Annotated in this window: 13 protein-coding genes and 1 pseudogene; 5 read left to right on the top strand and 9 right to left on the bottom strand. The window is 28.7% G+C overall.

What is annotated here, in order from left to right; translation table 11 throughout:
* Window positions 1–12 precede the first annotated feature (12 nt).
* From O3801_RS04525 to O3801_RS04495, 7 genes are all read right to left on the bottom strand, one after another.
* Entirely contained in the window at window positions 13–783 is a 771-nt protein-coding gene (locus O3801_RS04525) for a YlmH family RNA-binding protein (protein ID WP_371454201.1), read from the bottom strand.
* A 4-nt stretch (window positions 784–787) separates the two neighbouring features.
* Window positions 788–1,069, bottom strand: coding sequence for a YggT family protein (locus O3801_RS04520; RefSeq protein WP_371454200.1), 282 nt, complete (start codon window positions 1,067–1,069; stop codon window positions 788–790).
* Between the two features lie 2 nt (window positions 1,070–1,071).
* Window positions 1,072–1,494: a cell division protein SepF gene (locus tag O3801_RS04515; RefSeq protein ID WP_371454199.1), complete on the bottom strand. Its 423-nt coding sequence runs from the start codon at window positions 1,492–1,494 to the stop codon at window positions 1,072–1,074.
* A gap of 209 nt (window positions 1,495–1,703) precedes the next feature.
* The gene (locus O3801_RS04510; protein WP_371452610.1) at window positions 1,704–2,852 is read right to left on the bottom strand and encodes an AI-2E family transporter; all 1,149 of its coding nucleotides are present in this window, start codon (window positions 2,850–2,852) and stop codon (window positions 1,704–1,706) included.
* Window positions 2,853–2,894: 42 nt separating this feature from the next.
* Window positions 2,895–3,068 carry a DUF1146 family protein gene (locus O3801_RS04505; protein ID WP_371452629.1) on the bottom strand — a complete coding sequence of 58 codons (174 nt, stop codon included), beginning with the start codon at window positions 3,066–3,068 and terminating at the stop codon, window positions 2,895–2,897.
* 55 nt (window positions 3,069–3,123) lie between these two features.
* On the bottom strand, window positions 3,124–4,077 hold the full coding sequence (gene corA, locus O3801_RS04500; protein WP_371452609.1) for a magnesium/cobalt transporter CorA: 954 nt from the start codon (window positions 4,075–4,077) through the stop codon (window positions 3,124–3,126).
* Between the two features lie 68 nt (window positions 4,078–4,145).
* Window positions 4,146–4,901, bottom strand: coding sequence for a TrmH family RNA methyltransferase (locus tag O3801_RS04495; protein WP_371454198.1), 756 nt, complete (start codon window positions 4,899–4,901; stop codon window positions 4,146–4,148).
* A 121-nt stretch (window positions 4,902–5,022) separates the two neighbouring features.
* Here O3801_RS04495 and O3801_RS04490 point away from each other — a divergent pair, with 121 nt between their 5' ends.
* From O3801_RS04490 to O3801_RS04480, 3 genes and pseudogenes are all read left to right on the top strand, one after another.
* Window positions 5,023–5,409 carry a rhodanese-like domain-containing protein gene (locus O3801_RS04490; RefSeq protein ID WP_294683053.1) on the top strand — a complete coding sequence of 129 codons (387 nt, stop codon included), beginning with the start codon at window positions 5,023–5,025 and terminating at the stop codon, window positions 5,407–5,409.
* Window positions 5,410–5,584: 175 nt separating this feature from the next.
* The gene (locus tag O3801_RS04485; RefSeq protein ID WP_371454197.1) at window positions 5,585–5,845 is read left to right on the top strand and encodes a TM2 domain-containing protein; all 261 of its coding nucleotides are present in this window, start codon (window positions 5,585–5,587) and stop codon (window positions 5,843–5,845) included.
* Between the two features lie 65 nt (window positions 5,846–5,910).
* Window positions 5,911–7,251: pseudogene (locus O3801_RS04480) on the top strand (IS3 family transposase).
* Between the two features lie 282 nt (window positions 7,252–7,533).
* Here the strand turns inward: O3801_RS04480 and rpoD are convergent.
* Both rpoD and dnaG read right to left on the bottom strand, forming a co-directional pair.
* Entirely contained in the window at window positions 7,534–8,619 is a 1,086-nt protein-coding gene (rpoD, locus tag O3801_RS04475; RefSeq protein WP_371454196.1) for an RNA polymerase sigma factor RpoD, read from the bottom strand.
* Window positions 8,620–8,630: 11 nt separating this feature from the next.
* Complete coding sequence (gene dnaG / locus O3801_RS04470; protein WP_371454195.1) at window positions 8,631–10,421, bottom strand: DNA primase; 1,791 nt, start codon at window positions 10,419–10,421, stop codon at window positions 8,631–8,633.
* Window positions 10,422–10,707: 286 nt separating this feature from the next.
* Between dnaG and trkA the strand changes: the two genes are divergently transcribed.
* Together trkA and O3801_RS04460 are read left to right on the top strand one after the other, a co-directional pair.
* Window positions 10,708–12,081, top strand: a complete 1,374-nt coding sequence (gene trkA, locus O3801_RS04465) for a Trk system potassium transporter TrkA (protein WP_371454194.1) — start codon at window positions 10,708–10,710, stop codon at window positions 12,079–12,081.
* Between the two features lie 3 nt (window positions 12,082–12,084).
* Window positions 12,085–13,578 carry a TrkH family potassium uptake protein gene (locus O3801_RS04460; protein ID WP_371454193.1) on the top strand — a complete coding sequence of 498 codons (1,494 nt, stop codon included), beginning with the start codon at window positions 12,085–12,087 and terminating at the stop codon, window positions 13,576–13,578.
* Window positions 13,579–13,580: the final 2 nt, after the last annotated feature.

Genomic DNA, 13,580 nt, shown 5'->3' with positions numbered 1-13,580 from the left:
TACTAGCTATTTTTAAACTAATTTTGAAATTGTTATTCTATATTTTAAACTTTTTTTATTTTGCCTATAATCTTTTACTACAAATCGTCCATACTTTCTAATAGAAATTATATCATCCGTAGTACATGTTTTCTCACCATTTCTTAAGATAACATGGTTTAATTTAATGAAATCTTGTTCCAAAAATTCTTTTACCTTACTACGAGATTTATTAGTAATCTTCGCTACTATTGAATCGATTCTGAAAGATGAACTAACTATTTCAAAGTCTTCATATTTTTTTTCGATAGTCACATCCGAAAGATCAACTCTTTCAAAATTCAGGTTTACTCTTCCTGCTTTTGTAAATTCCATTGAGATAACATCCGCAATTTCTTCATCGACAAAAATATAGACCTCATTTTCTAAAACAATTATATCCCCAAATCTATTAAAATTTATTCCAAGATTGTAAATCGCACCTAAAATATTTCTATGTTCTATTTTATTAAATTTATTATTAAACTTTGCTTTTAAACAGACAATATCATAATCTATTTCATAATATTCATTAGAAATGATCTTAGCTTTTTTTCTTTCAGCGTCATCAAAACCACCAAAAAATTCAACTTTAAAGTCACTATAGTTATACGCCACTATTTGGCTAAGAACAATTTGTTCAAAGTTCGTTAGGAATTTTGTAACAGTGTTTCGATTTTCTACAAAACTAATACTTTGTAGTAATTTTTCTGCTACTTCTCTTTGTTCAGCAGACCCTTGTTGTAAAAAATTTATCTTCTTCATAGCATTAAGATAACTTAAATAATAGCATTATGATTAGATTTTCTATAACACTAAGTACTATAAGAGCTGCTATTGGTGATATATCCAACATTCCGAAAGGTGGAATGATTTTTCTAAAGATTTTTAGATATGGTTCACAAATCGCCTCTAAAAATTCTACAATAAAATTATTTTTAATTTGAGGAAACCATGAAGTTAAAATATATGCTAACATGCTGTATTCATAAAAATTAAATAAATATTTTACGAACTTATATACCCAAAAATACTCTGTTATATTTAACAATATTAATACTCTCCTTCGTAAAAGTCTCCTGAAACTTCAACACCATTAGGAACACATAAATAAATATCTTCACCAATAGTTTTTAGTCTAGCACCTAATGCATAGATCCCTCCAGAAATAAAATCTAAAAGTCTATCAGAAGTCTCAATATCCAACTTACTTAAGTTGATAATTACTACTTTATTTCGTTTAATATCATCTACGATATCTTTACTATCAGCAAAAACTAATGGTTCAGTTAGTATAACATTATTAGTTCTTCCTGCAGATTGACTTTGCACATTTTGTTTACTTACCACTGGATTCTCCTTTTTCACCGGTCTTGGCTTAGGTTGTTCTTGTCTCACTTCATTGTTTTCTACTACTTCTTCTTCAAAATCCTCTTCTCCAACAAAAAGATTATTGAATTTTTTCATCATACTCATATTCTCAAACCTCAACTTACTTATATTTAACTATAATATTATAGCATGTAAGAGGTAATTTATAAAGTAATAAGACAAAAAACACTTACAAAAGTTTAAAATTCTAATTTTCATTAAGGCTTTTTTGGTTCTCCGACAAAAATCAATAAATTTCCACATATAATAATCACAAAAAAAGCCCTAGAGTAAAATACTCTAAAGCTTTAATTTTATCCATAGAATTTATTATATCTATCTCTTATTGAAAGTAATAATTTTCCTACTAATACTTTCAGAATAGAATAAACAGGAATTCCTAAAATTGCGCCAACAACTCCTGCTATATTCACTCCGATAAGAATAACAAAAATTACTGTAAGAGGATGCATATTCATACTTCTTCCCATTATATTAGGAGAAATTATATTTCCTTCTAAGAACTGCACGATTCCCCATACCACTAGCATTTTAAGTACCATTATCCAACTTGTTGAAGCTGCAACTAACATAGCTGGTGTTATTGCAATAACTGGCCCAAGGTAAGGTACGATACTTAAAAATGCAGCTATAGTAGCTAATGAAAATGCATAATGTAATCCTATAATGTTATAACCTATAAATAACATTACTCCTATACATAAAGAAACTAACATCTGTCCTTGGATATAAGATCCTACTTTATCATCAATTTCATCAATTGTTTCAGCAACAGGTTGTTCCAATTTTTTTGGTAGTAGACTGATTACAAACTTGTTAAAGTGAGATGCATCTTTTAATAAGAAGAATAACACAAATGGCATGGTAACTAAAACTGATGCAGTAGAAGAAATAGATGATACTACCCCTTGTGCAATAGATGTAGCTACGCTAACTAGTTTTTCACTAATTTTAGAAACATTAAGGTTATTATTGACATATTCCACAACTACTTGCACGTATGCATTATCAGAATATGTCTCCAAATATCCTTTCACTACCTCAATATATCTTGGCAATGCAGTTATTAAATTCTGTGTTTGTTCCACAATAATAGGAACTACTCCTACAATTACAATAAGTATAGTAATTATACCAACGAATATAGCAAGCAAACTAGCAATAAACCTAGACATTCTCTTCTCGAATAAGTTCACCAATGGATTCAACATGTAATAAAATACATATGCGACTATTATTGGTGTAATTATGCTCGAAACTATCGTATTTATCGGTGTAAAAATATATGATATTTCTGTATAAAGATAAATAGCTATACCTAATAAAATAACTATTAATAGTATATAGATTATGAATTTCCCTCCGATAAAAGCTAATAGCTTATCTTCACGTGACTTTTCAATTCTTGTTTCTTTTTTATTTTTTTCTAATTCTTTATCCATACAATTTCCTTTCTGTTAAATCATTTAAACAATTCAACTAAATCATTTTAAAAAATTTAACGATAATTCATAAATTTTAATAATTGTTATATATCCAAGATATCCTAGTGCAAAAGAAACTAAAATCACAAATACCTTAATTTCTCTTGTACTATTTTTCTTGAAAAATTTTCCAAAATCTATTCGTATCATTGAAAAATTCGCAAGTAATATCATAAAAAATAAGATCATTAATTTAAAAACATTCATTATTTCAACCTACTTGATAATGTTATTTAAACATATCAAGCCATCCTTTTTTCTTGAAGAACCACAACATACCGAACGTAATACCTAACATAATTGCAACAACAATATAATAGCCATATTGCCATTCTAATTCTGGCATATATTTAAAGTTCATACCGTACCACCCTACTATGAAGGTTAATGGTAAGAAAATAGTAGAAATAACGGTAAGTGTCATCATGATATTGTTAGATTTAAGTGAGTTATATGTCATAAAGTTCTCACGGATATCACTGGCTAACTCACGGTTTGCTTCGATTATCTCAGTTTGTTGAACAAGATCATCATAAATATCGTGGAAATATTTTCTATCATTATCTGTCATTTCTACACGACGTGAAACTAAGAATCTATGAATAAGCTCACGCATTGGTAGTAACCCACGACGAAGTTTTAACAGATCACTTCGAAGATCAAATACCTCATCCATAATCTTACTTCCAGAAGTATATGAATCTGTTTCCTCAATTTCATCAAGACGATTTTCAATTTTTGAAATAATAGGAATATATCCCTCTACTATTTCTGATACAAGCATGTGCATAACATGTAATGGTGAATATTCTGCACCACGTTGTAATATTTTTGGAACGATTTTATTTACATAACGTATGTGTGAGAGGTGGAACGTTACAATATAATTTTTCCCAACAAACATATTTAGAGTTTCGTAGTCATCATCTATATTTTTTAATACATGAGATACTAAGAAAATTTGTTGTCTTGTAATTTCAATTTTTGGTCTTTGTAAAAGCGTTAAACAGTCTTCAATTAAAAGTTCGTGGAACTTGAAGAAAGTTGTTAGCAAGTTAATTTCACTACGTGTAGGAGTATCAAAATCAACCCAATACCACGCTATGTCTTGCTCTTTAAGTCTTTCTAAACTAACATCAGTAAGGATATCTCCTTTTTTATCTACTGCTATAATTTTTAACATTAGATTTCACCTCTCTCTTTATTTTCACATTTACCATAATACCACACTTATAAAAAATAGTAAATTTATTATTTTAAATTAGTAGAAATATAGTGCATCACAATACCCGCGGCTATAGAGACATTTAAACTCTCTGCTCGTCCAGGCATAGCGATTTTAAGTAGATTATTTACTTTTGACAATATTTCTTCACTAACTCCCGCGCCTTCATTTCCAAAGACAACTGCAACTTTTCCTGAAATATTATCTAATTGTTCTATATATTTATCCGCTTTTAGACTAGTAGCGAAAATATTGAAATTACTCATTTTATCAATTAACTCAACTAAATCTATATTATCAAAACAATCTATGTGAAAGTTGCTACCTTGTGTACTTCGAATAACTTTATGACCATATAAACTTGTCGTTCCTTTACCAAGAATAATGCAGTCAAAATTGAAGGCATCGGCTGTTCTGATTATTGTTCCTAAGTTTCCTGGATCTTGAATCTTATCTAAGATTAGAACTTTACTATAATTGTTAATATCTAATTCTTTTTTATCAATACGACATACAGCTATAATTCCTTGCGTAGTTATCGTATCAGATATATTCTTCATGACACTATCAGTGACTTTTATTAAATTACCTGTGAAAGAATCAACTATATTGTAGTCATCAAATCTTTCTGAAACAATTATTTCTTCTACTACTTTTGCATTTAAAGCTTCTTCTACAAGGTGTTTACCTTCTATTAAATATCTGCCGTATTTTTTTATATTTTTATTCTCTTTTAATTTTTGAATATCTTTAATTCTTTTATTACTTGCTGATGTTATCATTTTTTCTCCAATTAATTAATTTTATATTTTTAGCATTCATACTAATTATAATCAATGTTGAACAAATTTTCAAATTATGATATAATTCACTTACAGATATTATAATAAAAAGGAGTTCATTATGTCATCATTTTTACTATCAACAATAGTTTTAGTGGTTGTTTTAGGAGCAGTAGGACTATTTAATTACTTCAGATTAAAAGGCGCTGTAACGAAACTTCCTTATGAAGAATTTAGAAAAAATCTTAGAAAAGTTCAATTAATCGACGTTAGAGAGAAAGAAGATTTCAAATACGCTCACATCAACGGTGCTCGTAATATGCCTTCTTCTCAATTCAATTTCTTATATACATCTTTAAGAAAAGATCAACCTATTTATCTTTGCGATAAAAACGGAACTTTAGCTCCACGTGCTGCTTTAACTCTTAAAAAGAACGGTTATACAAACGTTTATATGCTAAAAAACGGTCTTCAAGATTGGAAAGAAAACCTTAAAACTAAACGATAATTTTCAAAGTGCCTAGCATACTTTCAACGCTAGGTACTTTTTATTTATATTGATTTTAAAAAAATACAGTAGATTAACTTACATTCGAATATTTTTAACATTATCTCTTCTCTATTGAATACTAGAATATTTTATGGTATTATTATCCTTAAATAATCCATATGGAGGTCTACTAATGACTAAATATTATTATGATCCTAGAAATAATCGTGGCTATATCCCTGGTAGATATGTTAACAAAGTGGTATTCTTATTAATCACTTTCTTTTTAGGTCATTTCGGAATTCAATATTTCTACATCGGAAAAAACTTTAAAGGACTACTGTGCTTACTATTTTGTTGGACTTTTATTCCATCAATTATAGCAGTTTTTACTTTCGTAGTGACATTATTCAAACCAACAAATGAACATGGTGAGATATTTATACACTATTAAAAAAATCAAGGTTAAAATAGGTAATAGCCCCCAAAATTTGGACAAATTTTGGAGGGCTATTTATTATGAAATTAACAGATGAAAATAAGATAGAAATGTATAGACTTAAGAAAGAAGGATACTCATACATGGAACTATCTAAAAAGTTTAAGATTAATTCTAGTAATGTGAGGTATATGGTAAAATTAGCTGATTTACATGGTGAGACAATACTGATTAAAAGAAATAATACTTACTATCCAGTAGAATTAAAATTAGATATAATCAATGAAGTTTTAATATTAGGAAACTCTATAAAAGCTACTTCATTAAAGTACGCATTACCAAATCCCGGTTTACTTCATAATTGGATTTCAAAATTTAAAGAAAACGGGTATAATATACTAGAGAAACCGAGAGGAAGAACTAGTAAAATGAAAAATAATAATAAAAAGATCGAAAAAAATGAATTATCAAAAGTAGAACAATTAGAGAAGGAACTTGAGTACCTACGTGCGGAAAATGCAGTCTTAAAAAAGTTGAGGGAGATAAGGTTAAAACAATCTCAAACGAAGAGAAAACAAAAATAGTAGAAGAATTAAAGGAAACACATAGATTAAATATACTATTAAAGATTTTAGGCTTATCTCGTTCATCATATTATTATACAAAAAATAAAGAAGACAAAGATAACAAAAATAAAAATATAGAAGAAGCAATTCTATTAATTCAGGAAAAAAAACAAATATAGATACGGTTATAGAAGAATAACATTAGAACTTAGAAATATGGGATTTGTAGTAAATCATAAAAAAGTTTTAAGATTAACAAGAAAACTAGGTGTATTATCATTCGTAAGACCTACTAGAAAATACAACTCTTATAAAGGAAAAATTGGAAAAATCGCAGATAATATAATAGCTAGAGATTTCTTCGCCTCAGAACCATTAAAGAAATGTTATACAGATGTAACTCAATTCAAGATTGGAGAGGATAGAGTTTATTTAGCACCTATAATTGATGGATATAATGCAGAGATAATAGCGTATAGTGTTTCATTTTCACCTAATATGGTACAACAACATGAAATGTTATCTCAACTTCAAAATGAAAGATACGATGGTATGATATTACATAGTGATCAAGGTTGGCAATATCAACATATTGAATATAGACAAATTCTTAAAGCAAAAGGAATTACACAATCAATGTCTAGAAAGGGAACATCGGCAGATAATGCATTTATGGAATCCTTCTTTGGCGTTTTAAAATCTGAGATGTATTACGGATTTGAAGATACTTTTAAGAATAAATATGAATTAAAAGAAGCCATTATAGATTATATAAAGTACTATAATGAAGAGAGAATAAAATTGAACTTAGGTGGATTAAGTCCTGTAACTTACAGAAGAATGAATAGAAACTAATATAAATAAAAAGAAACTTTCATTCCCCTTCACAGTTTAGATTTTCCTCCTATTTAGTCAAGGACAAGGGCTACGCCTTTTAAAAAATCCTTGACTAAATAGTTCGAAAAATCTTAAATAACTGTAAGGAATGAAAGCCACTAAAAGTAATAAAATTTACTGACTTTAAAGTTTAAAATACTAAACCAAAATAACTTAATATTTTGTCCAACTTTTTGGGTGCAGTACCATATTTAACCTTGATTTTTTACATTTAACTCTATTCTATTTAAGCCTCTAAAATTATTCCATGAAGCCTTTTAGTTTATTAAGCTTAGATGGGTGTTTTAATTTTCTTATAGCTTTTGCTTCAATTTGACGAATACGTTCACGAGTTACTCCAAACGCACTCCCTACTTCTTCTAGAGTATGAGTCTTACCATCTTTTAGACCAAAACGTAATTTCAAAACATTTTCTTCACGATCAGTAAGTGTTTCTAGTATCTCTTCTAGTTGTTCTTTCAGAAGTTCGTTTGCAGCGTGCTCTACTGGAGATTGAGCTTCTTTATCTTCGATAAAGTCTCCTAAATGTGAATCATCCTCTTCACCGATTGGTGTTTCTAATGAAACTGGCTCTTGGGCTATTTTTAGGATCTCACGAACTTTTTCTGGAGTCATATTCATTTTCTTAGCGATTTCTTCAGGTTTTGGTTCACGCCCTAAATCTTGAAGTAATTGTCTTTGAATACGAATTAAACGGTTAATAGTTTCAACCATATGAACTGGAATACGGATAGTTCTAGCTTGGTCTGCGATAGCACGAGTGATTGCTTGACGAATCCACCAAGTTGCATATGTTGAAAATTTGAATCCTTTAGAATAGTCGAATTTTTCTACCGCTTTAATTAATCCCATGTTACCTTCTTGGATTAAGTCTAAGAATAACATTCCACGCCCAACATAACGTTTAGCAATACTTACAACAAGACGTAAGTTAGCTTCAGCTAAATCCTTTTTAGCTTGTTCTTTTTCTTCCTCTGTTCCTGTTTCAATAAGTTTAGAAAGTTCTAGTTCTTTCTCTTTTGATAATAGCGGTACTTTCCCGATTTCTTTTAAGTACATTCTCACAGGGTCATTAGTTCTAATTCCTGCTGGAACAGACAGATCTTCTAAGTCTAAATCTTCTTCCTCTTCTTCTTCATGATTGGCATTGATTAAAATAATATCTTCATTATTTAATTCTTCATAGAAATCATCCATCGCTTCTGAAGAAATATCTAATTTTGATAAAGCATCTACGATTTCTTCTTGAGTTAACTCACCTTGCTTTTTACCTTTTTCTAACAATTCTTTTTTTATTGTTTCAAAATCTTTTACTTTCTTAGCCATGTTCTTCTCCTCTATTTCTTATAATTTTTTAGTTCTAATAGTAACTCTTTTTGAGCTTCAGCATCCATCTCTTGGATAGCAACTCTGAGTCTATCTTTTAGTTCTTTTAATGTTATTTGTTTATTTGAAAAATATTTTATATAATCTCCAACAATATCAGACGTTGGATTTTCTTCAATTAAAAAATCCGTCTCATCTATATATGTGGCAAGTCTCACCACTTCCTCGTCCTCAATACTATGAATAAATCTATGAATATGGAATTCCAGATTATTATTATAATAAATTACTAAGTAATCCATTAAATTTATAAATACTTCTTGAGGGAATTGACATTTTTCTAAATCACTATATTTTTCAATAAATAACGCCCTATTGACAAAAAAGTATTTAAATAATTTACACATTTTTTTGTCATAATTAGTTGTTCGAAATAACAGTGTTGGATTAGTTGGAGCTGTCCATTCTCCTGCTGATTTCTTTCTTTTCACATCTACTTTACCTAATTCTTTAAGAAGAACTTGTCGTTCGATTCCGAACTCCTCTGCCAAATTAGTAAGTAATATGTATTTTAATGATTCGTCTTCTACATAAGCAATATTAACAAGTATCTCATTTTTATATTTAATGCGTTGTTCAATATTTGTTCTAGAATCATTTTTACAATATTCAATTTTATAATTAATAAAGTGATCTTTATTATTTTTTAAATAAATCTCAGAATCAAAATCAATATTTTTAGAATTTTTTTCAGTTAGAAATTCATCTAAATCTTTCGCCCCTGAAAATTTTAGCTTATAGACATTATCGGTAGTTTGAATAATTCTATTACCAATTTCAATCTGCGCTTTCGATCCTGCTTCATCATTATCTAAGCTCAATGTAATTTTCTTTACTAGTGATAAAAGTTCTTTTAATTTATTATTATCTATGTTGGTTCCCATCAAAGCAACGGTATTTTTCATTCCATTTTGATGAGCCTTAATAACATCCATATACCCTTCGCATAATATCACTTCATTTTCTTTAGCTATAAATGATCGTGCATCAGAAAAGTTATATAAAACTTTTCTTTTCTCAAAAATCTTAGTCTCATGCGTATTATAATATTTTGGAACATTTTTATCTGTAGACATCGTTCTTCCAGAAAATGCTACAACTTGATTTTGATCATTCTTTATAGGAAACATTACTCTATCTTTAAAGACATCATAGTAATCTCCAGAATCATTTTTCCCTAACAATCCTGCTTCAACCATTAAATCTAAATTTATATTATTAGAATAAAAAAAGTTTAATGCTATATTATTATCACGAGGAGCATATCCTAAATTAAAATGTTTTATGACATCTTCATTTAGTCCCCTCTCTAATAAATACTTAAGAGCATCTTCTGCTTCTTTTGTATTTAAAAGAATATAATTATAATAATCTGCCAAAAGTCTATGCCCATAGTACATTATATCAATTTCATTATTTAAATCGTAACTAGCTTCTTTATTATCATTTGACTCTAAATCTAGTCCTAACCTCGTTCCTAGCTTTGCGATTGCTTGATTGTATGTAATATTTTCTATTAGTGATACAAATTGAAATATATTACCACCTTTACCACATCCAAAACAATGGGCTATTTTTTTCTCAGGAGAAACAGTGAAAGATGGTGTTTTTTCATTATGAAATGGACATAATCCTAAGTAGTTTTGTCCTCGTTTTTCTAATTTTACATATTCACTAACAAGACTAACTATATCAATATTATCAAAAATATAGTCGATGTCCTGTTTAGATATTTTCGCCACCTTGTGTCCTCCTTTTTTAAAAAAAATCAACTATTAAGATTAAAATGAAAAGATTATTTCCCAACACTAATTATATCATATACTGACTTATTTTAATATAGTTTGTTTAAATATTTATAGTACTTCAACAAATTATTCTTTTATTTATTCTACTACTCATTAATTATTATCTTAAAATTATAATCAATTAATATTAGGTTATTAATTGATTATAAATAAATACTTTATAGAAATTTATTTTATTTTGCGTTATAATATGAATATCATTTAAAAAAGGAGTATTAACGTGAAAGTAATTATAGTCGGTGGTGGTAAAGTCGGTGAACTTCTTTGCGCTGATTTTTCTAACACATTTGATGAAGTAACAATTATTGACACAAATGAACGCCGTGTTGAAAAACTAGTTGAGACGTATGATATTAATGGATTAGTTGGAAATGGTGCAAATTCAGATATATTAGCTGAAGCTGATGCTGCAAATGCTGATATGTTTATATCAGTAACAACTAGTGATGAAATAAACATGATTTCATGTATTGCAGCTAAACAGATGGGGGCAAAATACACAATCGCGAGAATTCGTAACCCTGAATATTCAAAAACAAAAGAATTTATAAAAAAATCTCTAGGTATTGACCTTATGGTTAATCCAGAGTATGAAGCTGCAAAACAAATTTTCTATATGTTGAAGTATCCTACTGCAACAAAAGTTGAGAGTTTTTCTAATAATAAATTTAATATATTAGAAGTTATTATCAATGAAGATAGTTTACTTAACGGGGTTTCACTTATCGATAGTAGAAAATATATTGATTTTCCTTCATTAGTGTGTCTTGTTGAGAGAAAAGGAACTGTTTTTGTTCCTCGAGGAAATTATGTTTTTGAAGTTGGAGATAAAGTTCATATTACGGCTTCAAATAAAAATTTAAAAAAATTCTATAAACTACTAGGAAATAAAGAGAATCTTGAGAAAAAAGTAACCTCTTCTTTAATAATCGGAGCAGGAAAAGTAGCTCATTATCTTGTAGAATTTTTACAAAAAGCATCTTTCTACACGAAAGTAATCGAAATTGATAAAGAAAAGGCAATAGCATTAAGTGAGACTTTTCCTGAGATTGATGTTATATGGGCAGACGGAAGTGATCGTGATACACTAATTGAAGAAGGTATACAAACATTTGATAGTTGTATTTCCTTAACAGGACTAGATGAAGAGAATATTATTATTAATCTATATGCTGATAAATTAGGAATTAAAAAGACAGTCGCTAAAGTTAACCGTGCATCTCTTAAGCAGATTGCTGAAGATATCGGGCAATATTCTTATATAACACCAAAAGAAATTGTTGGTAATATTATTAAAAAGTATACTAAATCATTACAATGTAGTCGAACTACCGATATAGAAAGCTACTATCGTATTGCTAACAGTAAAGCTGAGGTTATTGAATTTAAAATTTCTAATGAAAATGCTAGAGTACTGGGAACAAAACTGAAGGAATTAGATATTAATGATAATATGCTTATAGCTTTTATAATTCGTAATAACAAACAAATTTTCCCTAACGGTGAAGATGAAATAATGGTAAATGATAATGTTGTCGTAGTAAATTATGGTCATAAAATTGAACATATCGACGACATACTTGTAAGGAGGTAATCTATGAACTTCAAAATGGTCTTTCACGTTGTTGGTAAGATGATAATGCTCTTAGCTGCTTTATTAATTTTACCAACAATAGTATCAGTGATCTATCATGAACCAATTAAAATTACTAATTCATTTTTCAGTACAATTTTTATTTGTTTTATTCTATCATTAATAATACATTTTCTTACAAGAGATGTTACAGAACGTGATTTTTATAAACGTGAAGGATATGTAATTGTTACATTAACATGGGTTATCTTCTCTATTCTTGGGGCACTTCCATTCTATTTATCTGGAGAAATACCTCATTATATTGATAGTTTCTTTGAGACAGTTAGTGGTTTTACAACAACTGGATCAACTATATTGCAAGACGTAGAATCTATAGAAAAAAGTTTATTATTCTGGCGTAGTTTTACACATTTTATCGGCGGTATGGGGGTTATAGTGTTTGCTTTAGCAATTCTCCCACGTTCACCTCACACTATTCATATAGCAAAAGCTGAAGTTCCAGGACCATATTTTGGTAAAGTAGTATCTTCTATGAAACAAACAGCAATTTATCTATACGGAATTTATATTGCTCTAACAATTATTTTATTCTTCCTGCTAATGATAGGTGGAATTGGAGTGTTTGATAGTATAAATCTAGCCTTTTCTACAGCAGGAACTGGAGGCTTTGCTGTGAAAAATGCAGGAATAGCATATTATAATAGTACATATATTACCGTAGTAATAGCTATATTCATGCTAATTTTTTCTATGAATCTTACCTTGATATACTTTATTGTATTCAAAAGATTTTTTAAAGTATTAAAAAGTGAAGAGTTACGTTGGTTCTTCGGTATGATTTCTATTTTATCAATAATAATGTTTTTAGATATCTATCGTTCTTATGACACACCAAACCATAGCTTACTAGACGTATTCTTCACAGTTTCATCAGTTGTCTCAACTACAGGGTTTACCTACAACGATTTTAATATCTGGCCTGTATTTTCAAAAATGATAATACTAATTCTTATGATTGTTGGTGGTTGTACTGGCGGCACTGCTGGTGGAATTAAAATACCACGACTAATTTTCTTTGTTAAAAATGCTAAACAAAGTATAAGTAAAGCACTAAATCCAAGAAAAATCTCTATGTTCAAGATAGATGGAAAGGTAGTAAAAGACACTACTCCGTTATCTAACTATCTATTATTATTTGGATTTGTATATGTTATTATTTTGTTCTTAATAACATTCCAGATTAATGATTTTGAAGATGCTATTTCTTTAACAGTAACATCAATCAGTAATGCTGGACCAGCTTTTAACCACTATGGTCCTATGAGTAACTTTTCACAGATTCCATATTTTACAAAAATAATTTTATCTGTTTCAATGTTACTTGGTCGTTTGGAATTAATGCCATTGATAGTTTTCTTTTCTGCTAAAACTTGGAAAAAACGTAGAAAAAAAGCTAGAGAAAACCATAGAATAATCAATAATTATAACGAATAAAA

The sequence above is a fragment of the Gemella sp. 27098_8_149 genome (assembly GCF_041433745.1).
Lineage (GTDB): Bacteria > Bacillota > Bacilli > Staphylococcales > Gemellaceae > Gemella.
The sequence above is the reverse complement of the archived record's forward strand: the minus strand, read 5'-3'. Positions and strand labels throughout refer to the sequence as shown.